Raw genomic sequence first — 24118 nt, forward strand, 5'->3', positions numbered from 1 at the left:
TGCCCCTAGCGGCGATGGGCCAGTGCCCGCACCAGCCTGTCCCCCACCCCCTGTACCAGTTGCACCAGCAGCAGCAACATGACCACTGTCCCTGCCATCACCTTGTCGTCAAAGCGCTGGTAGCCGTAGCGGATCGCCAGATCCCCGAGCCCGCCGCCACCGACCACCCCCGCCATGGAGGAGAAGCCAATGAGCATCACCACCGTCAGGGTGAGTCCGGCCAGCAGCGCCGGCAAGGCCTCGGGCAGCAGCGCCTTGACGACCACGTGCCAGCCGCTGCCTCCCATGGCGAGCACGGCTTCGACGCGCCCCTTGTCCACCTCATCGAGGGCGCTCTCCACCACCCGGGCAAAGAAGGGGAAGGCCCCCAGGGTAATGGGAACGATGGCGGCGGTGCTGCCCAGTGAGGTGCCGACCACCAGCCGGGTCAGGGGGATCAGGGCGATCAGGAGCACCACGAAGGGGAGCGACCGCCCGATGTTGATACCGATCCCCAGCACCATGTTGAGACGGGGCAAGGGCAGCACGCCCCCGGGACGGGTCACCACCAGCAGCACCCCGGTCGGCAGCCCCAGCAGCAGAGTGAACACGGCCGCCACTCCCACCATGTAGAGCGTTTCGAGCGACCCCTGATACATCAGTTCAAGCAAGGCATCGACACTCAGGCGACTCTGCATAAACGCACCTCCTCTGTGACTCCGTGACGCGCCATGAAACGCCCCAGGATCTCGGGATCCGGCAACAGGGCCTGCCGCACGCGGGAGTCGGGGTTGGCCAGCAGGGTGCCCAGAGCGCCGCTTTCCACCAGCTGACCCCGTTCCAGCAATGCCGCGTGATCGCAGATGGCCCTGACCACCTCCAGCTCGTGGGTGATGAGCACTATGGTGATCCCGAGGCGGCGGTTGATGTCGGCAAGCAGCGCCAGCACCGACTCCGTGGTCTCCGGATCCAGGGCACTGGTCGCCTCGTCACAGAGCAAGTGGCGCGGATTGGCGGCCAGGGCGCGGGCGATGCCCACTCGTTGCTTCTGCCCCCCCGACAACTGGGAGGGGAAGGCGCGACGGTGCTCGCCAAGCCCCACCAGTTCCAACAGCTCGCTGACCCGGGCCGCCCGCTCCCGGCGCGCCACTCCGGCGATTTCCAGCGGGACCGCCACGTTCTCCTCTACGCTGCGGGCGTGCAGCAGATTGAAGTGCTGGAAAATCATGCCGGTCCCCTGACGGTGGCGGCGCAAGGCCGCTCCCTCCAGGGCCGTGATGTCGCGGCCATCGAACAGGATGCGGCCCCGGCTTGGCCGCTCCAGCAGATTGAGGCAACGAATGAGCGTGCTCTTGCCCGCGCCGCTGCGCCCGAGAATGCCGTAGATGGCCCCATCCGGAATCTCGAGCGACACCCCCTCCAGAGCGGGTTGCCCGTGCCCCGGGTACTGCTTGCCGAGCCCCTCCAGCACTATCATGACTGCCGCCCGGCCACCGGGATCACCGACCCCTTGTAGCTCTTGCGAATGAAGTCGGCGATCGCCCTGGACTCCAGATCCCGCGCCAACTGGCGGATCCGCGGATCATCCTTGAGCGCCGGGGTGGTCACCAGGATGTTGGCGTAGGGATTGTTCTGGGCGCTCTCCAGCCCCAGAGCATCGCGAGCAGGCTCCAGCCCCGCCTCCAGGGCATAGTTGCCATTGATCACCGCCAGATCCACGTCGTCGAGGGAGCGCGGCAGCTGCGGCGCCTCGATCTCCAGGATCTTGAGCGCCTTGGGGTTGGTGGCGATGTCGTGCACCGTCGCCAGATCCCGCGCCGGATCTTCATGGCCGGCCTTGAGGGTGATGAGCCCCTCGTGCTGCAACAGATAGAGGGCCCGGCTCAGGTTGGTGACATTGTTGGGCAGGGCTATCACCGCCTTTTCCGGTACCTCCCTCAGGTGCTTGAACTTCTTCGAATAGATGCCAAGAGGCTCCACGTGTACGGTCGCGGCCACCACCAGCTCGGTGCCGAGCGCCTTCTCCTGATCCCGCAGGTAAGGGACGTGCTGGAAGTAGTTGGCATCCACATCACCCGCCACCAACAGGGCATTGGCATTGATGCCGCCGCTGAGCTCGATCACCTGCAGATCCAGCGAAGGGTCCTGGCGTTTCACCTCGCCGAGGATATCCGCATGGGGCAGTGGATCCGCGGCAACCCGCAGCGCCTGGGCTGCCTGGGCGGAGAGAGAGAGTCCGAGGGCCAATACCAGGCCGCTCAGGGAAAACAGTCCGTGCTTGTTCATCTTGTGCTCCTTGCCATGCAATCAATGGGTGGTTTCGCCGACCGCCAGCGCCCGGGGCGCCGGCAACAGATCGGCATGGTGGCGCAATGCCACATCAGGGTGGGAACGCAGCCGCCCCTTGAGGTAGTTCCAGCCCACCTCCCGCAGCAGCGGATTGTGCGGGTCGGTGGCAGGCCCCCTGGCTTCACGGGCCAGTGCCTCGGGCAGCGGATAGACGGGCACCACGGCGTCGAGCTGGGCCCCCAGGAAGAAGGCGATGGAGAGACGCTCCTGCCCCGGCGCCGACGGCACCACCCGGTGCACGGTCGCCCGCAGGTAGCCGTTGCTGGCGAGCTCCAGCAGCTCACCGATGTTGACCACGAAGGTGCCGGGGAGCGGGAGCGCGTCGATCCAGTGATCCGGCGCCACCTCCACCTGCAGGCCGGGCTGGTCATCCTGCAGCAGGAAGCTCAGGAAGCCCGAATCCTTGTGGGGACCGACCCCCTGGGTGGCGCCCCGCTCACCGGGATAGCGGATCAGCTTGATATGTTCGTTGGGACGCTCTCCGTGCAGGGCATCGAAGGCATCTGGCGACAGTGCGAGCGCCTCGGCAAAAGCCCCGAGCAGGGTACGGGACATGCGGGTCATCTGCCCACGCCAGCGCGTCAGCACGGGTTGCAGTGTCGGCAGCGCCTCCGGCCACTGATTCGGCCCCTGCAACCGCCACCAGGGCGGGTCGCCCGCCGCGCGCGGCAAGGCTGGGCGATCGGCACCGATATCAAACTGCTCTCGCCAGTCGGGTTGACCCCGGGTCAGCTCCGCCCCCGGTCGGTTGTAGCCACGAAAATGGGGAGAGTGGATCATGGCGACCTGCTGCTTGGCCGCCAGAGGCAGCGCAAAGAAGGCCCGCGACAGCTGCTGCACCTCCTGTTGCAGCTCGGGATCGATGCCGTGGCCGGTCAGATAGAAAAATCCCGTCTCTCTCGCGGCATCGCGCAACGATGCCAGAAAATCGGCCCGGGCGTCGGGCGAGGCATCCAGCTGCCTCAGGTCGAGGATGGGCAAGTGAACCAAGGTGCTCATGGCGATAACGCTCCCTGTCGATGGAAAGTGAGGGTGAATCTCTCGTTCTGACGAGACAGGGGGGAGAATTCTCCGCCTGCGGCCAGTGACGACATGCCCCGGCCCCCTGTCTGCCTGCCCTTACTGAACCATGTATGGGTCACAGGATGGAACAATCAAAACCGGGAATGCTTTGCCATTTGGAACAATCCCGGGCACGTGTCCGGCCCGCCGGTCAGACCCTCTTCGCCACCGCCGATGCCGATGTGCCCCCTTGCCCTAAAGAAACCCCCGGCGAGGCCGCTATGAGGGAGTGCTGGAGGATCCCCCATGACATTTCGCCCCTATCTGCTGCTGACCCTGATTGCTTTTGCCGCCCACGGCGCCGGGCAGGCACCGTCAGGCGCCGCCCCGGATCCAGCCCCCCTGGTTCCCCCCGACTACTGGCAGAGCAGCGACTGGCAGGGAATACCCGACAGCACCAGGGTGGACAAGCAACAGGTACTGTTTGCCAAGCACGACAGCGACAACTACGTGGGTCTGGTCATCCTGCTGCCCGACTGGCAGCGCAGCGGCCAGCTGTGGCAACTGACCCGGGAGCTGGGGCGCCTCGGTTTCGATACCCTGCTGCTGCTCCCCTCGCCGCAGCAGACCGAGCTCGACCCCGCCGCCGAGAAGAAACAGCAGGTCATCGACGATTTTCGCAAGCAGTTTGCCTCCCGCATCAGCAAGCTGGGGGATGCCAAGCTGCAGGAGGGGGGCTTCAAGCTGCTGCTGGCCCAGGGTACCAGCGCCGCCTGGGCCGCCAACCTCATCGCCAGCGAACAGTTGCCCGCCCCCGATGCCTTGGTGCTGCTCGACGGCTTCTTCCCCAACCAGCTGAGCAACCAGACCCTCGCCAAGCAGATAGCCCAGGGCAGTATCCCTACCCTGGATCTCTATCAGGAGGAGGGAGGACGCTGGCCCCTGCTGGCAGCCGAAGCCCGCAGAAGCGAGAGCCGCCGCAGCCACAAGCTCAACTACCGCCCCTATGCCCTGATGGATCTGGAGGAGACGCCGGGGCGCATCCAGGGCTGGCTGACGCACCTGGGCTGGATCTAAGTCCCTCCGAGGCACAGCCACCCGCCTTTTGCCTTCCCCATCGGACTTGACCCGATGCCACCGCGCTGGTCAGCCGCCCTCCATGTTTGGCATCATGTCCGAACCAATGGCAGGAGGCTTCATGCAGCAAATCGTGTTTCTCGACAGCGACACCCTGGACACCGGCATCAATCTGCGCCGCCCCGATTTTCCCCATCACTGGCAAAGCTACCCGACCACGGCGCCGGATCAGGTGGTGGAGCGGCTCAAGTGCGCCAGCATCGCCATCATCAACAAGGTGCGCATCGGGGCCGATGAACTGGCCCAACTGCCCGAACTGCGCCTGATCGCCCTGGCCGCCACCGGCAGCGACAACCTGGATCTGGAGGCGTGCCGCGCCGCCAATGTCGCCGTGTGCAATATCCGCAACTACTCGGGCCCTTCCGTCCCCGAGCACGCCATGGCCCTGATGCTCGCCCTGTCGCGCAACCTGTTCGCCTGGCGCCAGTCCCTGCTGGAGGGGCGCTGGCAACAAAGCGGCCAGTTCTGCTTCTTCGACCACCCCATCACGGATCTGCATGGCAAGCGCCTCGGGATCATCGGCAAGGGAACCCTGGGACAGGCGCTGGGACAGCGGGCCAGCGCCATCGGGATGGAGGTCTACTATGCCCAGAGCCAGGTCGGCTCCCCGGGGGATGACGACAGACTGCCCCTGGATGCCCTGCTGCAAAGTTCGGATGTGATCAGCCTGCACTGCCCGCTCACCCCCTACACCCGCCATCTCATCGGGGAGCGGGAGCTGGCCCTGATGAAACCGGGCGCCCTGCTCATCAACGTGGGCCGTGGCGGCCTGGTGGACGAGCAGGCGCTGCTCGAAGCCCTCGGCAACGGCCGTCTGGGCGGCGCCGGCTTCGATGTGGCGAGTGTCGAGCCGCCGCCTCCGGATCACCCCCTGATGCAGGCCCTGCGTTACCCCAATTTCATCCTGACTCCCCACGTGGCCTGGGCCAGCGAAGAGTCGATGCAGCGCCTCGCGGATCAGCTCATCGACAACATCAACGCCTTCTCCCTTGGCAGGCGCCAGCACCGGCTGGTGTAAGAGGCCGCTCGCCGCCCCTCACGGGCCGGCAGCGGGATCAAAAAAGGGGCCAAAGGCCCCTTTTTGTCGGTCAGCTTGCCGCGGCATCAGTCGTCATGCCATCTGTGCTTGCGGTGCTTTTTGTGTTTCTTGTGGTGCTTGTGATAGCGCCTGTCATCGTAATAGCGATCGCCGCGGCTCTCGTGACCATCCCCGGTCCTGGCTCCGATGGCAGAGCCACCGGCACCACCGATACCGGCACCGATCAGCTGGCCCGTGCTGCCACCGACGCTCTTGCCGATGGCAGCCCCGCCCAGGGCACCGACGGCGCCGCCGAGCGCAGCTTCGTTCTTGTTGCCCCTATTGGCCGTGGCCGCACCACCGGCCGCGCCCCCCAGGGCTGCCCCCACCAGGGCGCCGGTGTCGCCACCCAGCTCCTTGCCGATCATGGTGCCCGCCACCCCGCCGGCTCCGCCGCCGAGAATGGTATTGAGGGTCTCGGATGCCTGCACCTGTCCTGTGCCCAACAGCAACGCCCCCAGCAGCGCCAGTGCGCTCATGCCAAACGGTTTCATTTTCATGGGGTACTCCTGTCAAACCTGATGATTGATTATTTTTCCCTGCACTATACAAAGCCCCCTGACCTGCGCCACTGCCGCAAGGGGCACCTCACGGCCAGCCCTCCCTGTCTCCGGTTCGCGACACGATGCAAGAAAGCAGGCTAACCACCTGAAACCACATCAAAAAAAAAGGTCACACGAGAAATCATCCCCGTCATGACCCTTTTCTAGGCCCAAAGGCCCTTTTTTGCAGCGATCACCGTCAGACAGATACTGTCACAACCTCCCCGTCAACGGGCGACGCCGCCGCCAGATGCCAGCAATCCCGCCCCTGGTGCTTGCTCTCGTACAGGCAGGCATCCGCCCGCTCGAGCAGCGTCAGGGCATCATCCGGATAGCGCGCTCCGCCGGCGCTCAGGGTGATGGCGTCGGCGAACTCCCGCCATTTCAGGGCTTTCACCCGACCGAGCAGGTGGGTCAGGCGGCATTCCACCTCCGCCTGCTCCCAGGGCAGCAAGGCCGCAAATTCATCGCCCCCGATGCGGTAGACCTGCTCATCCCCCAGGGTTCTCGCCATGATGGTGGCCACCCGAAACAGCACCGCATCCCCCACACCGTGTCCCCAGCTGTCGTTGACGCGCTTGAAGTTGTCCACATCGAACAGCACCAGCCAGTAGGGCCTCCCCGCCTGCTCCAGCCCCGCCCGCTGCTGATCGAAGGCTCGCCGGTTCAGGATGCCGGTGAGAGGGTCGTGGAGCAGGGCATCCTGCCCTTGCAGCAGGCTGTTTCGCACCTGTTCTATCTCCCCCAGGCTGCCGTGCACGAACCAGGTTCGCTGACGCCGCTGGATCTCCTTTCGCGCCTCATCCTGGATGAGGCCGCTGAGCGAGCCCTGCACCAGCGCCTGCTCCTGGCGAAAGATCCGCACCAGAAACCACTGGCTGCACAGCCAGATGCAGAGCAATGCCAGGGCGGGCAGCACCACCATCAACAGGGTGTCTTGCAGGTTTTCATGAAAATGGGAGGGGGGGAGATAGACGTTGAGATCCCACTCCATCCCCTCCAGAGCGTGTTGCAGGTGGCGACCTGCCCAGAACCCGTCCAGGGCGGCCGCCTGCGTCTCCCGCTCTAGGCGGGGCGGCAACAGCGACAAATTGTGCCCCACCACCAGCTTGCCGCCCTTGCGCTCGGTGATGTAGAGGGCCACCGGATCCTCACCCACCGCCCGGTGCAACGCCCCCTGCAAGGCGCTGAACGACATGTCCACCATCAGCAGTCCAAGCAGCTGCCCCTCATGATCCTTGACCCGCTTGATGAGGGTCAGTACCTGCCGGACCGAATCGAACTCCGGGTAGGGACCGAACCAGACGAGATCATCGCCCTCGCCGGACAGGGTCTGGTACCAGGGCCGCGCCTGTGCCCGGTAGCCCTCTGGTTGCTGCCAGTCGGGATAGCTGTCGAGCCGATGGGTGCGCGCGTTGTAGAAATAGAGGAAGTGGGCGTCGTACTTGAATTGATGGGCAATGGCCCAGATGGGATTGATGGCCGATGCCCCGGCAGCGATGGCCTGCTTGTCCAGGGACGCCTCCAGTACGCCAAGCTGGCGGCGGTTGTCCTGCGCCATGTCCTGGAGCAGGGTGGCGTCGAGGGCGGCCAGCATGTGACCGTAACCCGCCACCGTCTTGTCGATGCTGCTCAGGTAGCTGGCTGCCGCCAGCAACAGGGTGGCGATCAGCACCAGCCCTCCCAGGAGAAACGACAGCGGAGTCAGTATGTAATAGCGTTCCTTGATCAGCGCCGCCGTCATGTCAATCTCTATAAAATGTCATATTGGATGAATTTTATAGATTAAAAATCTGCAAAAGATATTGATTGAAGTCATTAACATCCACTGCTAATGATAAAAAAGATATCAAGGTGTCTCACGGCCATATTCACATCCGTCATGTGAATATCCATAAAAAGTAGAAACAGTCATTACTCCTCGTTGACGGTTTATTGCCCGCAAGGTGATATAGTCGATGACTCGAGAAATCGGAGCCAGATGACCTTTGTCGGCAACGCTGGCGGTGATGATTCATCAACCAAGGAGATGTTATGAGCAGTCCGTTTATCGAACAGATCAAAGCACGTCGTACCATCTATGCCCTGGGCAACCGGGTGACCCACTCCGAGGCCCAGCTGACCGCCCTCATCAAGGATGCCGTCAAGCACAGCCCCTCTTCGTTCAACTCCCAGAGTTCCCGCGCCGTCATCCTGTTCGGCGAGCAGCACCACAAGCTGTGGGACATCGTCAAGGCGGAGCTCAAGAAGATAGTGCCGCCGGAGGCCTATCCCCAGAGTGAAGCCAAGATCAACGGCAGCTTCCGCGCCGGGGCTGGCACCGTGCTCTTCTTCGAAGACACCGCCGTCATCGAGGATCTTCAGCAGAAATTCGCTCTCTATGCCGACAACTTCCCCATCTGGTCCGAACATGCCACCGGGATCGCCCAGTTCGCGGTCTGGACCACCCTGGCCCAGGAGGGCATCGGCGCCTCCCTGCAACACTACAACCCGCTCATCGACGATGCGGTGCGCAAGGAGTGGGACCTGCCCGCCAGCTGGCTGCTTCGTGCCCAGATGCCTTTTGGCAGCATAGAGCAACCTGCCGGCGACAAGACCTTCATCGACGACGACGTGCGTTTCCGGGTCTTCAAGTAAGCCTTCACGCCCCCTCCACCAGGGGGCGTTTTCTTCTCTCCCCCTCGTTCACCCTTGTCACGTGCCAGCCATACTCTGAACAAACGCTCTCTTGTCAGGAGGTCCCCATGGGGGACATCGCACGCCAACGTACCTCATGCACATTGACGCCCTTGTCCGCTCTGTTGTGTGTCGCCGCCCTGGTACTGCTGTTCTCGCTGATCGGCATCTTCACCCGCCCCCCCAACCTGCTGGCGGCCTTCTGGCCTGCCAATGCGGTCCTGCTCGGCTGCATGGTGCGCTATCCACGCCTGGCCACCCCGGCGGGCTGGGCCGGCGGCATACTGGGCTTTTTTCTTGCCGCCCTCTTCACCGGCGAGCCCCTGTTCAAAACCATCCTGCTGACCTGCGGCAACCTGGCCGGCATCGGCGTCGGGTATCTGCTGATGCATCGGCTCGCGCCTGCCGACAAGCTCCTCAGGCGCCCCACCTCCCTCGTGCTCCTGCTGCGAAACACCCTGGCCGCCTCCCTCGCCGCCGGCGTGGTCGGCGCCATCATCAATCCCATCCTGTCTCTGGGCCCCCCGCTCTACGGGCTGGGCTTCTGGTTTGCCAGCGAGCTGGTGAACTACATGACCATACTGCCGGTGCTCCTGACACTGCCTCCCCATGACAGCGTGCCCCCCTGGCGCACCCTCCTCTACCGCACCGAGTTCTCCTGGGCCAGATTGATGCCGCTGCTGAGCCTGGTGGCCTCCCTGCTGCTCACCCTGCTCGTCGAGGGGCCGGGATCCATCGCCTTCCCGGTACCGGCGCTGCTCTGGTGCGCCGTCACCTACTCCGTCTTCGCCACCAGCCTGCTGACCCTGAGTTACAGCACCCTGATCCTGATCGCCCTCTCAAACGGCCACCTCGTCATCAATCACGATGTCCAGACCCAGTACTGGATGTTCTCCGTCCGGATAGGGGTCATGTTGATCGCTCTCACCCCCCTGACCGCCGCCAGCATCATGGCGGCCCGCAACAGCCTGCTGCGGGAGATGAAACACCTGGCCCACCACGATCACCTGACCGGTGCGCTGAACCGGGCCGGCTTCTGGTCGGCCGCCAATGAACTGCTCCAGCACCTCACGGTGCAGCGCTACCCTGTGGCGATCTGCATGCTGGACATCGATCATTTCAAACGCATCAATGATCGTCACGGCCACGAAGAGGGTGACAACCAGTTGAGCAACTTCGCGGCCCGGGTGCGCGACCAGCTTCGACCGGGGGATCTCTTCTGTCGCCTGGGGGGAGAGGAGTTCGTGGCCATCTGGCCCGGCCTCAGCGAGGAGCAGGCCATGGCAGTTGCCGAGCGGCTGCGAAAAATCGTCGCGCAGCCAGGGGAAGAAAAGGGAGCCGAGCCCGCCGTCTGCATCACAGTCAGCATCGGTATCGCCTCCCAGAGAGAGGGCCCCTTCAATCTGGACGAGCTGCTCTCTCGCGCCGATCAGGCGCTCTATCTGGCCAAGCACAATGGCCGCAACCGGGTGGAACGCTATTCGGCTGAGCAGGCTTCCCCCAGCATCGGGCAATCTTGCGGCGCCTGAATGGCGTGCCCCTTGTCGTCATCATCCTGCCTCTGCCGGCAGCGGGGCGGGCAGATGAAGATGGAGCCCGTCCGGTGCCACCTCGATCTCGATCCCGCGCCAGTCCCGCAGCCAGCCCTTGAGCCTGTCGTCATACCGCCTTGTTCCCCCCATCTGCACCACCTGGCAACCCGCCTGCAGGGCGCTGGCGATGCCCGCTGGCGCATCCTCGAACACCAGGCAATCGGCCGGAGCCAGTCCCAACCGGCTGGCAGCCAGCAAATAAGGCTCGGGATCCGGCTTGCCCCGTACCACATCCCCGGCGCACACCAGGAGACGGGGCAGCGGCAATCCGGCGTGCAGCAGCCGGTGCTCTGCCACCCTCCGGCTTGCGGAAGTCACCAGCGCCCAGCGCGTCGGCGGCAGTTGTGCGAGCCGTCGCCGGGCACCGTCCAGAGGTATCGGCGCCGCAGCGTATGCCATCTCCAGATCGTCGAGCAGGGCCACCTCCACTGCCATGTCCAGCTGGGGAGCCAGGGCCCCTATCACCTCCCGTGAGCGCACGCCGTGACACATGGCGAGCACGGGAGCGGGATCCAGCCCATGGTGCTGACACCAGCGCCGCCACACGACTTCCACGTCGCCGGTGGAGTGGACCAGGGTCCCGTCCATGTCCAGCAGCAGGGCCGCAGCCTTCACGCGCACCGCGCTCACAGGGCTCTCCCCGCCAGCGCATCGGCGAAGACCTGCCGCTGGGCAGCGGCCTCGTAACAGGCGAGCGCCTGCTCCGCATTGCTGGCCCACACCGGCAAGGGGGCGACGACGAACCCCTGCTGCAACAGGCTGGTCAGCAGCTCCCCGGTCTCCGGTGCGGCCAGCGGCTGAGCCATCACCAGGCTCCCCTTGATCAAAAACAGATAGCGTTCGCTCGACATGACATGACTCCTTGTGGCTGAACAGCGGGCAAGCAGGCCCGTTTCGAGACCATTAGAACAAGGAGACTAGATAACTTATAATCAATAAATCGCCACATTGGATAACCAAATGGAATGAGATTCGACCTGAGACAATTGCAGGCCTTCGTCATGCTGGCCGAGAGTGCCAACTACCGGAAAGCGGCCAGCCGGCTTTTTGTGACGCAACCGGCCCTGACCAAGCAGATCCAGGGGCTGGAGCAGGCCCTCGGCAGCACCCTGTTCAACCGGGGCCGCCACGGGGCCGAGCTGACCGCCATCGGCCTCCAGTTGCTGCCCCAGGCCAGGGCTCTGGTGGATCACGGCAAGGGATTCGAGCAGCATGCCCTGGCGCTGGCAAGCGGTGCCGCCGGACGCCTCAACATCGGGTTCGGGCTCTCCAGCTTTGCACTGGCCCCCTCCCTGGTGGCCCGTTTCAAACAGCAGGCCCCCGACGTGCTGGTCCACCTGCGGGACACCACCTCCGCCATCCAGCAGGAGCACTTGCTGGCGGGTCGGCTGCAACTGGGCTTCATGCGACGGCCTGATGCGCCGCAGCTGAGGGAACACAGGTTGCTGACGGACAGGCTGGTGCTGGCCGTCCCCACCCGGGTGGCAGGGCCGGACTTCGACCTGGAGCGGGCGCTGATCCGCGATCCCTTGCTGCAGATGGTGGGCCATCGCTGTCCGGGTCTCAGCCAGCAGATCGCCCGCTTCCTCGGTGCCAACCGGCTGACCGGTCTCATCCAGGAGGCGGAAGACATCCAGACCCTGGTCGCCCTGGTGGCCGCCGGTATCGGCAACGCCATCCTGCCGCGCAGCGTAGGGTTCATCGCGGGCAAGGAGGTGACCCTCTACCCTCTCTCCGGCCCCTGGTCGGAATGGGAAATCAGCCTGGTGTGGAACCCGGAATTTGCCGATCCCATCCGGGATCGCTTTCTGGCCCTGGTCAGGGTGGCATATCCGCAGAGCCACAGCCTCTGAGAGGAGCGCAGCCCAAACCGGAATCCTGAAGTACATAACGGCTGGCTAATGGCCACACCACTGCCGCTCGCAGGGGATGCCGTCTCCTTCCCCATCCATCTTGGTATTGGGGCAATTTTGCAAAAACCAGGTCGCCTCCTCGCAGGAAGTCATCTGGGAGCAATGCTGACGGCCATCGCACTGACGAACAAAAGTCGGAACCTGAACCGTACTGTTCGAAGTACTGTCCTCCTGGCTAAAAGAGGGAAAGGATGGAAGTGAGGCAAACTCGGCCGAGAAGCGGGAATAGAGGGAGAACAACCCCGCCAGCACCAATAGGGGGATTAACTTGCCACCCCAGCTCCCCTTGCGACGAGGAGCATGATACTCCCGGGTTCTATATGTGGTGGCGTGTGGTGCCCGAGGGCTCAAATCCTCCCTGCTCCCACGATCCGGCATGGATGGCATAGGTCCGCCAGCCAGCGAGAGCGGGCGGTCGGGAAAGAACACTTGTACGGCACCGCCCTGCTCCTGCTTGATGAACCCGAAACCGCGTTGTGAATTCCAGCTCGCGATCCTGCCCTGATAACGCATGTCCTCATCCTTGTGGCCAGTACGGTTCCACTCATGTTGCCCGAAATTGGTTCGGTTTCAACAGAGCATTGGCATGAAAAATGAGTGGATTAGATACGAGTGGTCAGAGCAGCTCCGCGACCTTGATGATCTCGGCAATGCGACCGAGCATGCGCAGGGAAGCCTGGTGTTCTGCGGCATCCGCCGCCGCGCAGGCATCCTCCAGGATGGTGATGGCGTAGTCCCGATCGTGGCCATCTCGCACCGCCCCCTGAATGGCCCAGCTGGTGCTCACGCCGCACACATAGAGATGCTCGATGCGATTGGCCCGTAGCGCAGGCTCCAGCGCCGTGCCGTAGAAGGGGCTGACTCTGGGTTTGGTCAGCACCAGATCCCCGGGTTGCACATCCAGATCCGGGTGAAAGTCGGTGCCGCTGTCGCCAAGCGACAGCGCCCCGAACTGCCGGGCACGGCCAAACATGGGGGAGCCCTTGGGTTGCAGCAGATAGCCCTCGTCAAACCCCACCTTGATGAGCACCACCAGCCAGCCGTGAGCGCGGGCATGAGCCAGCGCTTGGTTGGCGTGCGCAATGGCGTCCTGCTCGATCACCTGGGCCGCCGAGGCGGCGATGCGCCCGTCCGGGTGGGCGATGTCGTTGATGAAATCGATCACCAGCAATGCCTTGCTCATGGTGTGCTCCCCCCTTGCCTGAGGCCGTTTTGCCCCTGGGCCGCCTGGATCACTCCTCGCGGCCATATAAAAAACCGGCTGGCACCATCACACGGATTGATATGCCACCCGATTGGCACCTGGCAGTGCCACGCACTGCCTCATACCAGCCCAAGCGCATAGCGTAGCGCCATCTCCTTGAGGGGGCCCGCCTTGTCCGCCAGATTCAGCGCCAGGTTGCGGGCAAGCCTGAGGGGGCCTATCTCGTTGCTGAAGACCCCGTAGAAGAGATCCATCCCCGACTGCATCAGCAGGTTGTCAGGGCGGCGTCGCCCCTCGTAACGCCCGGCCAGCGCCAGCTCATGCCACTGTGCCCCCGCCTTGCCGAGCAACCCGGCCCAGCAGGCCACGTCCTTGAAACCGAGGTTGACCCCCTGCCCCGCCAGCGGGTTGATGGTGTGGGCCGCATCCCCGAGCAGCACCACTCGCCCGGCGTGATAGTCGTTGGCGTGGCGGCGCACCAGGGGGAAGCTCCCCTTGGCCGTCACGGTGAAACCGCCAAGGCGGCTGGGGAAGTGGCGGCGCACCTCGACGGCCAGGGCCTCGTTGCTCATGGCGGCCAGCGCCCGGATGCGGGCCGGGCTGTCATACCAGACCAGGGAGCCATGGCGGCCCGGCAGCGGCAGGAAGGCGCGCGGGCCGCTCGGGGTGAACTGCTGCCAGGTGATGTCTTCCTGGGCAAAATCGGTGTCGATGTTGATCAGCATGCAGTGCTGGCGGTACTCGAAACGCGACACCCCGATGCCGGCCAGTCGCCGGGTGTGGGATTCGGCACCATCGCAGGCCAGCACCCAGCGCGCCTGCAGCTCGGTGCCGTCATCCAGGGTCAGCACGGCGTCATCCGCACTCTGGCGCAGACTCGTCACCGCCGCCGGGGTATGGGTCTGGATGGTCGGGAAATCCTCCATCCTTTTCAGCAGGGCGAGCTGGATCAGCCGGTTCTCGATGATGTAGCCGAGCTGGGGCAGCCCGAGATCCACCGCGTCGAAGCGGGTAGCGAAGCCGTCCAGCTCCCAGGTCTCCAGCCGGCGATAGGGGCACAGCCGCATCTGCTGCAGATATTGCCAGGCACCGGCCCGGGTCAGCAGCGCCACCGAGGCCTGACTGATGGCGGAAACCCGCAGATCCAGCGACTGCTCGGGGGCATAGGGCTCGGGCAACCGGGTCTCGATGACCCGTACCGAGAGCCCCTCTGCCGCCAGCAGGCAGGCGGTGGCGGCGCCCACCATGCCGGCGCCGACGATGGCGATATCACACTGTTCCATAACTTGATTCCTGCAAGGAGTCCCCGCGATAAGGGGCAAGGGCCGAACCGAATGGGGCATGATAACGCAAGGAGGCGGCAGAAACAGTGAGGGGGATGCGCAATTGCCGACGACAAGCCGGCCCTGATGGCGACGGGCGGCCCCAGACTGGTCAGCACCGGGATTGCGGAGTAAAATGGCCGGTCCTTTGACCCTGCCGATTTCAAAACCAGTCACGAGAAGCAATGAGCAAGAAACTTCATATCAAGACCTGGGGCTGCCAGATGAACGAGTACGACTCGTCCAAGATGGCGGACCTGCTGGATGCCAGCAATGGCTACACGCTTACCGAGGAGCCGGAAGAGGCAGATGTGCTGCTGCTCAACACCTGTTCCATCCGCGAGAAGGCCCAGGAGAAGGTGTTCCACCAGCTCGGTCGCTGGAAGAAGCTCAAGGCGAAAAAACCGGGGCTGGTGATCGGGGTGGGCGGCTGCGTCGCCTCCCAGGAAGGGGAGAACCTGCGCAGCCGGGCGCCCTATGTGGACATCGTCTTCGGACCCCAGACCCTGCACCGCCTGCCGACCATGATCAAGCAGGTGCAAGAGGGGCGCGGTGCCCAGGTGGACATCGCCTTCCCCGAAATCGAGAAGTTCGACAACCTGCCCGAACCCCGTGCCGAGGGGGCAACCGCCTTCGTTTCCATCATGGAAGGCTGCTCCAAGTACTGCTCCTTCTGCGTGGTGCCCTACACCCGTGGCGAGGAGGTGAGCCGGCCGCTGGATGACGTGCTCTATGAAATCGCCCAGCTCGCCCAGCAAGGGGTGCGCGAAGTGAACCTGCTCGGCCAGAACGTCAACGCCTACCGGGGACCGACCTTCGACGGGGAGGTCTGCACCTTCGCCGAACTGCTGCGCCTGGTGGCTGCCATCGACGGCATCGACCGCATTCGCTACACCACCAGCCACCCGGTCGAGTTCACCGACGACATCATCGAGGTCTATCGTGATACCCCCGAGGTGGTCAGCTTCCTGCACTTGCCCATCCAGAGCGGCTCGGATCGCATCCTGACCATGATGAAGCGCCCGCACACCGTGCTGGAGTACAAGTCCAAGATCCGCCGCCTGCGCGCCGTGCGTCCCGACATCACCATGAGCTCCGACTTCATCGTCGGCTTCCCGAACGAGACGGACGAAGACTTCGAGGCCACCATGAAACTCATCGAGGAGATCAACTTCGACATGAGCTTCAGCTTCATCTACAGCCCGCGCCCCGGCACCCCGGCCGCGGACCTGCCGGACGACGTCGACATGGAAGTGAAGAAGGCCCGCCTGACCCGACTGCAAAACCGCATCAATCACCAGTCCATGCTCATCGGCCGCGCCATGCTGGGCTCGGTGCAGCGCATCCTGGTGGAGGGGCCCTCCAAGATGGATCCCATGCAGCTCAGTGGCCGTACCGAGAACAACCGGGTGGTCAACTTCGAGGGGCCGCACCGCCTCATCGGCGGCTTCGCCGACGTGGAAATCACCGACGTACGTCCCTACTCCCTGCGCGGCCGCTTCATCCGCGGCGAGGACGAAATGAACCTGCGCATCGCCACGGCCCCGAGCGAGATCCTTGCCCGTCGTCCTGACAACGTGCCCGATGATCTGGGCGTTGCGGCCTTCAGACCCCATTGATGACTCTCTCCCCCGCCCCCTGGCGGGGGAACAACCGATAAGAGGACACCTTGAGCCGACACATCTCCACCCTGAATCTGCACCTTGAACCCGCCGACAACCAGCGCCTCGCCAGCCTGTGCGGACCCTTTGACGACAACCTCAAGCAGCTGGAGCGCCGTCTCGGCATCGAGATAAGCTACCGGGACAACCACTTCCAAGTGATCGGCAAGCAGGCCCAGGTGGAGGCGGCTGCCGTCATCCTCAAGCACCTCTATGTGGAAACCCAACCCCTCAAGGGGAGCAAGGTGAGCGACATCACCCCCGAGATGGTGCACCTGGCGGTGCAGGAGTCCCGCGTGCTGGAGCAGGACGACGAACCCGCCCCTTCCCTGCCCTACGGCAAGGAGGTCACGGTCAAGACCAAGCGCGGTCTCATCAAGCCCCGCAGCCCGAACCAGGCCCAGTACATCGCCAATATCGTGCGCCACGACATCAGCTTCGGCATCGGGCCCGCCGGGACCGGCAAGACCTATCTCGCCGTGGCCGCCGCCGTGGATGCCCTGGAGCGCCAGGAGATCCGCCGCATCCTGCTGACCCGCCCGGCGGTGGAAGCCGGTGAGAAGCTCGGCTTCTTGCCCGGCGATCTTTCCCAGAAGGTGGACCCCTACCTGCGCCCCCTCTACGACGCCCTGTTCGAGATGCTGGGCTTCGAGCGGGTGGAGAAGCTGATGGAGCGCAACGTCATCGAGGTGGCGCCGCTCGCCTACATGCGCGGCCGCACCCTCAACGACGCCTTCATCATCCTGGACGAGGCCCAGAACACCACCACGGAACAGATGAAGATGTTCCTGACCCGCATCGGCTTCAACTCCAAGGCGGTGGTGACCGGCGACATCACCCAGGTGGACTTGCCTCGCAGCACCAAATCCGGTCTGCGCCACGCCCTGGAGGTGTTGCAGGGGGTCGATGGCCTCTCCTTCAACTTCTTCGAGTCCAAGGACGTGGTGCGCCATCCCGTGGTGGCCCGCATCGTGCAGGCCTACGAGGCATTCGATGCCCAGCAGGCGGCCGAGAAGAGCGCAGCCACTCCCCGCAACGAGAACACCAGCAAAGAGAGTGCCCAATGAGCGTGACCCTGGATCTGCAACTGGCCTGCGCCAGCCCGGACGGCCTGCCGACCGAGGCCCAGCTGCAAGGCTGGCTCGACGGCACCATTCTGGGCTTCCAGCCCGAGGCCGAGGTGACGGTGCGTCTGGTGGACGAGGCGGAGAGCCGCGAGCTCAACCACACCTATCGCGGCAAGGACAAGCCCACCAACGTGCTCTCCTTCCCCTTCGAGGCGCCACCGGGTCTCGAGCTGCCCCTGCTCGGGGATCTGGTGATCTGCCGCCAGGTGGTCGAGGCCGAAGCCGTCGAACAGGGCAAGCCCCTGATGGCCCACTGGGCTCACATGGTTGTGCATGGCAGTCTGCATCTGCTAGGTTATGACCATATCGAGGACGAGGAAGCCGAGGAGATGGAGCAGTTCGAGCGCGACATCATGCAGGAACTGGGCTTCGCCGATCCTTATCTGAACGACGAAGAGTAACGAACCGGATGGTCATCGTCTTGAAACAGCCGATGCCCATCCTCATATAGCCACAACGATTTCAAGTGTGTTCATACGAGTAACCAAGAGAGAAAATGACCGACGATCACCCTAGTACCGGCTCGCCGAAGAAAACCTGGCTCGACAAACTCAGCCAACTCTTCCAGGGCGAGCCAAAAGACCGCAACGATCTGGTAGAGGTCATCGCCGATGCCGAAGAGCGGGACCTCATCGATCAGGACACCAAGGACATGATCGAGGGCGTGCTCGAAATTGCCGAGCTGCGCGTGCGTGACATCATGATCCCCCGCTCCCAGATGGTGACCATCGAGAAGTCCCAGCCGGTGGACGAGTTCCTGCCGGTGATCATCGAATCCGGCCACTCCCGCTTCCCGGTGATCAACGAAGACAAGGATCACGTGGAGGGCATCTTGCTCGCCAAGGATCTGTTGCCGTTCGGTTTTGGCGGCCAGCATGCCAGCGAACCGCTCCAGCTGGAGAAGATCCTGCGTCCCACGGTGATCGTGCCGGAGAGCAAGCGGGTCGATCGCCTGCTCAAGGAGTTCCGGGAAGAGCGCTACCACATGGCCATCGTAGTGGACGAATTTGGCGGTGTCTCTGGCCTCGTGACCATCGAGGACATTCTGGAGCTCATCGTCGGCGAGATTGACGACGAGTTCGACGACATCGAGGACGAGCCGGAAGAGATCCGCCGCATCAGCAAGCGGGTCTTCTCGGTGAGCGCGCTGACAGAGATCGAGGACTTCAACGACTTCTTCGGCACCCAGTTCAGCGATGAAGAGGTGGACACCGTCGGCGGTCTGGTGATGCACGCCTTCAGCCACCTGCCCAAGAAGGGTGAGGAGATCGAACTCGACGGCTACCTGTTCAAGGTGATGCACGCCGATCGCCGTCGCCTGCAACAGTTGCAGGTGAAGATCCCCGAGCATCATGCGGCGGCGCAGCCGGAGTCCTGATCCCGCCCAGCCCCACGCACATCCCGCGCCCCTCTCGTCAGGGGCGCTTTTTTTGCCTCCCTCCCGCCTCCCTCCCGCCGCGCTACCGCCACTTGGCCCACGCCGACCGCGAGGCTCGCCGTTGACCCGGTTTGCGGTTAAGATGTCGGCCATTGTGTTTTCATTCAGTCCAATTCGAGCCCCGATCCCCCGTGAAATCGAAACTCCTGACCAGCCTGTTTGCCATTGCCAGCGGCGCCATCGCCGTGCTGGCCTTCTCCCCTTTCGGCTACTGGCCCCTGGTGATCCCCTCCCTGCTCGGCCTTTACGCCCTGCTGGACAAGGCCACCCCCAAACAGGCAGCCTGGCGCGGCTTCGGCTACGCCATGGGTCTGTTCCTGCCCGGGCAGTGGTGGATCCACGTCAGCATGACGGAGTTTGGCGGCATTCCGCTGCCGGCCGCCTTCGTGCTGCTGGCCGGGCTCTGCGCCTATCTCTCCCTCTACCCGACCCTGGCTTGCTGGCTGTTCGCCCGCTTCTTTGTCGGCCGCCACTGGAGCCGCTGGCTGCTCGCCTTCCCGGCGCTCTGGCTGATGGCCGACTGGCTGCGGGGCTGGGTGATGACAGGCTACCCCTGGCTCTGGTTCGGCTACACCCAGATAGACGGCCCCCTCAAGGGCTTCGCTCCCCTTCTCGGGGTGCAGGGCATCACCCTCGCCCTGCTGCTCACCGCCTCCGCCCTCTCGCTGGTATGGCAGCACCGCAAGCCGGCCTGGCTGCTGCTCCCCGTCGCCCTGGTGGGCGCCGCCCAGGGGCTGATGCAGCTCAACTGGGTGACCCGGGGTGAGCCGGTCAAGGTCGCGCTGGTGCAGGGCAACATCGAGCAGTCCCTCAAGTGGGATCCGGAGGCCCTGGTGCCGACGGTGCGCAAGTATCAGGATCTCAGCCGCGAGAACCAGGATGCCGACATCATCGTCTGGCCGGAGTCCGCCATCCCGGCCATCGAGAAGGAGATGGGTACCTATCTGGAGAGCCTGGACAAGGCGATGAAGGTGAACGACACCGGCCTGCTGGCGGGGATCATCCATTACGATCTGAAACAGCAGCGCTTCTTCAATACCGTGCTCGGCATGGGGGTGCAGGATGCAGAAGGCAAGGAATCCTACTACTACGAGCACAAGAACCGCTACTACAAGTACCATCTGCTGCCCATCGGCGAGTTCGTACCCTTTGAAGATCTGCTGCGTCCCATCGCCCCCTTCTTCAACCTCCCCATGTCCTCCTTCAGCCGGGGTGACGAGGTGCAGCCGAACCTGATCGCCAAGGGGCTCAAGTTTGCCGCCGCCATCTGTTACGAGATCATCTTCCCGGACGAGGTGCGCCGCAATGTGCAGCCGGATACCGACTTTCTGCTGACCGTCTCCAACGACGCCTGGTTCGGCACCAGCATCGGCCCCTGGCAGCACATGGAGATCGCCCGCATGCGCGCCCTCGAGCTGGCCCGCCCGCTGCTGCGCGACACCAACACCGGCATCACCATCGTCACCGAGATAGACGGCAGCATCATCGCCCAGATCCCGCAATTCGAGGCTGGAGTATTGCGTGCCGAGGTACGCCCCGCCCACGGCCAGACCCCCTATCTGCGTTTTGGCAGCTGGCCCATGTATGGCCTGGCCGCCGCCCTGCTGGGGCTGGCCCTGTGGCTGCGCCCACGTGCCCACCCCTGGGCACGCAAGGGCTAAGACCACACAACGCCGATAAACAAAAGAGGCGCCCTTGGGCGCCTCTTTTTATGGTTTGGCTTATGGCTTGGCACAGTCTGGCGGCTCAAGGAGACAGCGGCTCGCGATGATATTCATCGGCCCCGCACTCCGGGCAGGTGTCAAGCTGCTCCGGGTGCAGCACGGTATGGCGCCACTCGCAGTGGTCGCACACCAGCACCCCGAGTCCCACCCAGTCCCCCGCCCGGTAGACCCCCTTGTGTTCCAGCTCGTCCGCCAACTCCTGCCACTCCACCTGGGTTCGGTCGGTCACGTCCGCCAGCCAGGACCAGGCGGTGTCCTTGAGCGCCAGCATGAAGGCGGACTCCTCCACCTGCTCATCCTTGCGCCCTTCGTCATAGTTGCCCAGATCCCGCTTCACATACTCGGCGATCAGCGCCAGCTCGTCCTGGGTCAGATCCCCGGCCGCCTCCAGATAGGCCTGCACCTTGGCGATCATCCGGTTGAGGCGCTCTCCCTGAAACGCTTCCGTCTCTTCCCACTGCTTCTTGAGCTGGGCGATAAAGGCTTCATACCCTTGTCGACGTTTGTCCATGGCCATCACTCCTCTGCTGAATCCCGATCGAGCCAGACCCTGACCTCGGGCTCGGCGGATACGGGCGGCGGTTGCCATTCTCACTTCGTTGCGACTCTCGCGGCTCTTGCGGCGCTGCAAATCCTCGCGGGTACCGGACCTGGCCCGAGACCGGGCGGATGCTGGCGGTTGTTGCCGCCGCAGGATATGGGTATTCTATCGGGATTTCCCAGCCGTTTTATCTATTCATTTCACAGATCCGGATGTCACCAATGCAAGAGCAATACGTTCCCCAATCCATAGAACCAGCAGTGCAAAAGCACTGGGATGCCAAGAAAACCTTCAAGGCGGTGGAGAAAGTAGACAAGGAAAAGTTCTACTGCCTCTCCATGTTCCCCTATCCGTCTGGTCGTCTACACATGGGGCACGTTCGCAACTACACCATAGGTGATGTGATCTCCCGTTATCAACGGCTCAATGGCAAGAACGTGCTGCAACCCATCGGTTGGGACGCCTTCGGCCTGCCGGCAGAAAACGCCGCCATCAAGAACAACACGGCGCCGGCGCCCTGGACTTACGAAAACATCGAATACATGAAGAACCAGCTGAAGATGCTGGGTCTGGGTTATGACTGGGATCGGGAGCTGGCCACCTGCAAGCCGGACTACTACCGCTGGGAGCAGTGGTTCTTCACCAAGCTCTACGAAAAGGGCCTGGTCTACAAGAAGACCTCCTCCGTCAACTGGTGCCCGAACGACATGACGGTGCTGGCCAACGAGCAGGTAGTGGACAACTGCTGCTGGCGCTGTGACACCCCGGTGGAACAAAAAGAGATCCCTCAGTGGTTCATCAAGATCACCGACTACGCCGAAGAGCTGTTGAACGACATCGACAATCTGGAAGGCTGGCCGGAGATGGTCAAGACCATGCAGCGCAACTGGATTGGCCGCTCCGAAGGGGTCAACATCAGCTTCAATATCGACGGTCAGACCGAGCACCTCGAGGTCTACACCACCCGTCCGGACACCTTCATGGGTGTGACCTATGTGGGCATCGCCGCCGGTCACCCGCTGGCGCTGCAAGCAGCCCAGAACAATCCGGAGCTGGCCGCCTTCATCGAAGAGTGCAAGAACACCAAGGTAGCCGAAGCTGAACTGGCCACCATGGAGAAGAAGGGCATGGCCACCGGCCTCTACGCCATTCACCCGCTGGATGGCCGCAAGGTGCCGGTCTGGGTCGCCAACTTCGTGCTGATGAACTATGGCACCGGCGCCGTGATGGCGGTTCCGGCCCACGATCAGCGTGACTTCGAATTCGCCACCAAATATGGCCTCGACATCAAGGCGGTGATCAAGCCGGTTGATGGCGGCGTCGACGTGAGCGAAGCGGCTTATACCGAGAAGGGCGTGCTGTTCAACTCCGGCGAGTTCGACGGTCTCGACTTCCAGGGTGCCTTCGATGCCATCGCCAACAAGCTGGAAGGACTCGGCAAGGGCAAGCGCACCGTCAACTACCGTCTGCGCGACTGGGGTGTCTCCCGTCAGCGCTACTGGGGCGCCCCCATCCCCATGCTGACCCTGGCAGACGGTACCGTGGTGCCGACCCCGGAAGATCAACTGCCGGTCCTGCTACCGGAAGACGTGGTGATGGACGGTATCCAGAGCCCCATCAAGGCCAATGCCGAATGGGCCAAGACCACTTACAACGGCCAGGAAGCGTTCCGCGAAACCGATACCTTCGACACCTTCATGGAGTCCTCCTGGTACTACGCCCGCTACTGCTCCCCGGACTACGACAAGGGCATGCTGGATCCGGCGGCTGCCAACCACTGGCTGCCGGTGGATCAATACATCGGCGGCATCGAGCACGCCTGTATGCACCTGCTCTATGCCCGCTTCTTCCACAAGCTGCTGCGTGATGCGGGCCTGGTGAACAGCGACGAGCCGTTCAAGCGCCTGCTCTGCCAGGGCATGGTGCTGGCTGACGCCTTCTACTACAAGGATGAGAAGGGCGGCAACGTCTGGGTCAGCCCCCTCGACGTCAAGGTTGAGCGCGACGACAAGGGCCGCATCACCAAGGCTGTCGACCTTGAGGGTCGTGAAGTGATGCACTCCGGCATGACCAAGATGTCCAAGTCCAAGAACAACGGCATCGATCCGCAGCTGATGGTGGAGCGTTACGGCGCTGATACCGTCCGTCTGTTCATGATGTTCGCCTCTCCGGCCGAGATGACCCTGGAGTGGTCCGACTCCGGCGTGGAAGGTGCCCAGCGCTTCCTGCGTCGCCTGTGGCGCATCACCTTCGAGCACGTATCCGGTGGCGCCGTTGCCGCACTGGACGTCGCCGCCCTCACCAGCGACCAGAAAGCCGTGCGCCGCGAGCTGCACAAGACCATCGCCAAGGTGAGCGACGACGTGGGTCGCCGTCAGACCTTCAACACCGCCATCGCTGCCATCATGGAGCTGATGAACAACCTGGCAAAACTGGGCAGCGACGATCAGGATCGCGCCCTGATGCAGGAAGCGCTGGAAGCGGTCGTGGTCATGCTCTACCCCATCACCCCGCACATCGGCTTCGAGCTGTGGAAGATGCTGGGCAAGGAAGGGGACATCGATGTCGCGGCCTGGCCGGTGGCTGACGAAGCGGCCATGGTCGAGACCGAGAAGCTGGTGGTGGTGCAGATCAACGGCAAGATGCGCGGCAAACTGACCGTACCGGCCGAGATAAGCCAGGCCGACGTCGAGAAGCTGGCCATGGCCGATGCGTCCGTACAGAAGTTCACTGACGGTCTGACCGTGCGCAAAGTCGTGTACGTGCCGGGCAAGCTGCTCAACATCGTGGCCAACTGATGACGCCTCCCCTGGCGGCGGCCGACGGTCCGGGC

The 24118-nt window shown here is 63.6% G+C and carries 23 protein-coding genes; 11 read left to right on the plus strand and 12 right to left on the minus strand.

Annotated elements, in window-relative coordinates; translation table 11 throughout:
* Positions 1-5: 5 nt before the first annotated feature.
* The 4 genes from ACB037_RS03010 to ACB037_RS03025 are packed head-to-tail and all read right to left on the minus strand — an operon-like array spanning position 6 to position 3327.
* Entirely contained in the window at positions 6-677 is a 672-nt protein-coding gene (locus tag ACB037_RS03010) for a methionine ABC transporter permease (protein WP_010673787.1), read from the minus strand.
* A complete protein-coding gene (locus tag ACB037_RS03015) occupies positions 662-1456 on the minus strand; it encodes a methionine ABC transporter ATP-binding protein (protein WP_080988624.1) in 795 nt (264 codons plus the stop codon). Before ACB037_RS03015 ends, ACB037_RS03010 begins: the two co-directional genes overlap by 16 nt.
* Complete coding sequence (locus ACB037_RS03020; protein ID WP_010673785.1) at positions 1453-2265, minus strand: MetQ/NlpA family ABC transporter substrate-binding protein; 813 nt, start codon at positions 2263-2265, stop codon at positions 1453-1455. The genes ACB037_RS03015 and ACB037_RS03020 overlap by 4 nt, the downstream gene beginning before the upstream one ends.
* A gap of 21 nt (positions 2266-2286) precedes the next feature.
* A complete protein-coding gene (locus ACB037_RS03025; protein WP_039041093.1) occupies positions 2287-3327 on the minus strand; it encodes an isopenicillin N synthase family oxygenase in 1041 nt (346 codons plus the stop codon).
* Between the two features lie 309 nt (positions 3328-3636).
* Between ACB037_RS03025 and ACB037_RS03030 the strand changes: the two genes are divergently transcribed.
* Positions 3637-4407 carry a DUF3530 family protein gene (locus tag ACB037_RS03030; RefSeq protein WP_119196916.1) on the plus strand — a complete coding sequence of 257 codons (771 nt, stop codon included), beginning with the start codon at positions 3637-3639 and terminating at the stop codon, positions 4405-4407.
* A gap of 121 nt (positions 4408-4528) precedes the next feature.
* Entirely contained in the window at positions 4529-5485 is a 957-nt protein-coding gene (locus ACB037_RS03035; protein ID WP_039041095.1) for a D-2-hydroxyacid dehydrogenase, read from the plus strand.
* 86 nt (positions 5486-5571) lie between these two features.
* Here the strand turns inward: ACB037_RS03035 and ACB037_RS03040 are convergent, their stop codons facing one another.
* Entirely contained in the window at positions 5572-6045 is a 474-nt protein-coding gene (locus tag ACB037_RS03040; protein ID WP_039041096.1) for a YMGG-like glycine zipper-containing protein, read from the minus strand.
* Between the two features lie 241 nt (positions 6046-6286).
* Complete coding sequence (locus tag ACB037_RS03045) at positions 6287-7831, minus strand: diguanylate cyclase domain-containing protein (RefSeq protein WP_371174860.1); 1545 nt, start codon at positions 7829-7831, stop codon at positions 6287-6289.
* A gap of 290 nt (positions 7832-8121) precedes the next feature.
* On the opposite strand from ACB037_RS03045, the gene ACB037_RS03050 reads away from it, so the two are divergent.
* Both ACB037_RS03050 and ACB037_RS03055 read left to right on the plus strand, forming a co-directional pair.
* Positions 8122-8724 (plus strand): nitroreductase family protein, encoded by a 603-nt coding sequence (locus ACB037_RS03050; RefSeq protein WP_010673779.1) that lies wholly within the window; start codon positions 8122-8124, stop codon positions 8722-8724.
* A gap of 107 nt (positions 8725-8831) precedes the next feature.
* Positions 8832-10292, plus strand: coding sequence for a GGDEF domain-containing protein (locus tag ACB037_RS03055; RefSeq protein ID WP_234935826.1), 1461 nt, complete (start codon positions 8832-8834; stop codon positions 10290-10292).
* Positions 10293-10313: 21 nt separating this feature from the next.
* Here ACB037_RS03055 and ACB037_RS03060 read toward each other — a convergent pair whose 3' ends face one another.
* Complete coding sequence (locus tag ACB037_RS03060) at positions 10314-10985, minus strand: HAD-IA family hydrolase (protein WP_111896677.1); 672 nt, start codon at positions 10983-10985, stop codon at positions 10314-10316.
* Positions 10982-11206 carry a hypothetical protein gene (locus ACB037_RS03065; protein ID WP_010673776.1) on the minus strand — a complete coding sequence of 75 codons (225 nt, stop codon included), beginning with the start codon at positions 11204-11206 and terminating at the stop codon, positions 10982-10984. The genes ACB037_RS03060 and ACB037_RS03065 overlap by 4 nt, the downstream gene beginning before the upstream one ends.
* Positions 11207-11320: 114 nt before the next feature.
* Here ACB037_RS03065 and ACB037_RS03070 point away from each other — a divergent pair, with 114 nt between their 5' ends.
* Positions 11321-12208 carry a LysR family transcriptional regulator gene (locus ACB037_RS03070; protein WP_371174861.1) on the plus strand — a complete coding sequence of 296 codons (888 nt, stop codon included), beginning with the start codon at positions 11321-11323 and terminating at the stop codon, positions 12206-12208.
* A gap of 45 nt (positions 12209-12253) precedes the next feature.
* On the opposite strand, the gene ACB037_RS03075 is transcribed toward ACB037_RS03070, so the two are convergent.
* From ACB037_RS03075 to ACB037_RS03085, 3 genes are all read right to left on the minus strand, one after another.
* Positions 12254-12781, minus strand: a complete 528-nt coding sequence (locus tag ACB037_RS03075; RefSeq protein WP_371174862.1) for an excalibur calcium-binding domain-containing protein — start codon at positions 12779-12781, stop codon at positions 12254-12256.
* A 103-nt stretch (positions 12782-12884) separates the two neighbouring features.
* On the minus strand, positions 12885-13451 hold the full coding sequence (locus ACB037_RS03080) for a cysteine hydrolase family protein (RefSeq protein ID WP_371174863.1): 567 nt from the start codon (positions 13449-13451) through the stop codon (positions 12885-12887).
* 140 nt (positions 13452-13591) lie between these two features.
* A complete protein-coding gene (locus tag ACB037_RS03085) occupies positions 13592-14755 on the minus strand; it encodes an FAD-dependent monooxygenase (protein ID WP_010673773.1) in 1164 nt (387 codons plus the stop codon).
* 224 nt (positions 14756-14979) lie between these two features.
* Here ACB037_RS03085 and miaB point away from each other — a divergent pair, with 224 nt between their 5' ends.
* From miaB to lnt, 5 genes are all read left to right on the plus strand, one after another.
* Complete coding sequence (gene miaB / locus ACB037_RS03090; protein WP_010673772.1) at positions 14980-16413, plus strand: tRNA (N6-isopentenyl adenosine(37)-C2)-methylthiotransferase MiaB; 1434 nt, start codon at positions 14980-14982, stop codon at positions 16411-16413.
* Between the two features lie 50 nt (positions 16414-16463).
* Positions 16464-17522: a PhoH family protein gene (locus ACB037_RS03095; RefSeq protein ID WP_010673771.1), complete on the plus strand. Its 1059-nt coding sequence runs from the start codon at positions 16464-16466 to the stop codon at positions 17520-17522.
* Positions 17519-17983 (plus strand): rRNA maturation RNase YbeY, encoded by a 465-nt coding sequence (gene ybeY, locus ACB037_RS03100; RefSeq protein WP_371174864.1) that lies wholly within the window; start codon positions 17519-17521, stop codon positions 17981-17983. The genes ACB037_RS03095 and ybeY overlap by 4 nt, the downstream gene beginning before the upstream one ends.
* A gap of 95 nt (positions 17984-18078) precedes the next feature.
* Positions 18079-18960 (plus strand): CNNM family magnesium/cobalt transport protein CorC, encoded by an 882-nt coding sequence (corC, locus tag ACB037_RS03105; RefSeq protein WP_010673769.1) that lies wholly within the window; start codon positions 18079-18081, stop codon positions 18958-18960.
* Between the two features lie 191 nt (positions 18961-19151).
* Entirely contained in the window at positions 19152-20681 is a 1530-nt protein-coding gene (gene lnt / locus ACB037_RS03110) for an apolipoprotein N-acyltransferase (RefSeq protein WP_371174865.1), read from the plus strand.
* A gap of 85 nt (positions 20682-20766) precedes the next feature.
* On the opposite strand, the gene ACB037_RS03115 is transcribed toward lnt, so the two are convergent.
* Positions 20767-21255: a zinc ribbon-containing protein gene (locus ACB037_RS03115; protein ID WP_103243597.1), complete on the minus strand. Its 489-nt coding sequence runs from the start codon at positions 21253-21255 to the stop codon at positions 20767-20769.
* Positions 21256-21506: 251 nt separating this feature from the next.
* Between ACB037_RS03115 and leuS the strand changes: the two genes are divergently transcribed.
* Complete coding sequence (gene leuS / locus ACB037_RS03120; protein WP_371174866.1) at positions 21507-24083, plus strand: leucine--tRNA ligase; 2577 nt, start codon at positions 21507-21509, stop codon at positions 24081-24083.
* Positions 24084-24118 lie beyond the last annotated feature (35 nt).

The organism is Aeromonas sp. S19(2024), assembly GCF_041402625.1.
Classification (GTDB): Bacteria; Pseudomonadota; Gammaproteobacteria; order Enterobacterales; family Aeromonadaceae; genus Aeromonas; species Aeromonas caviae.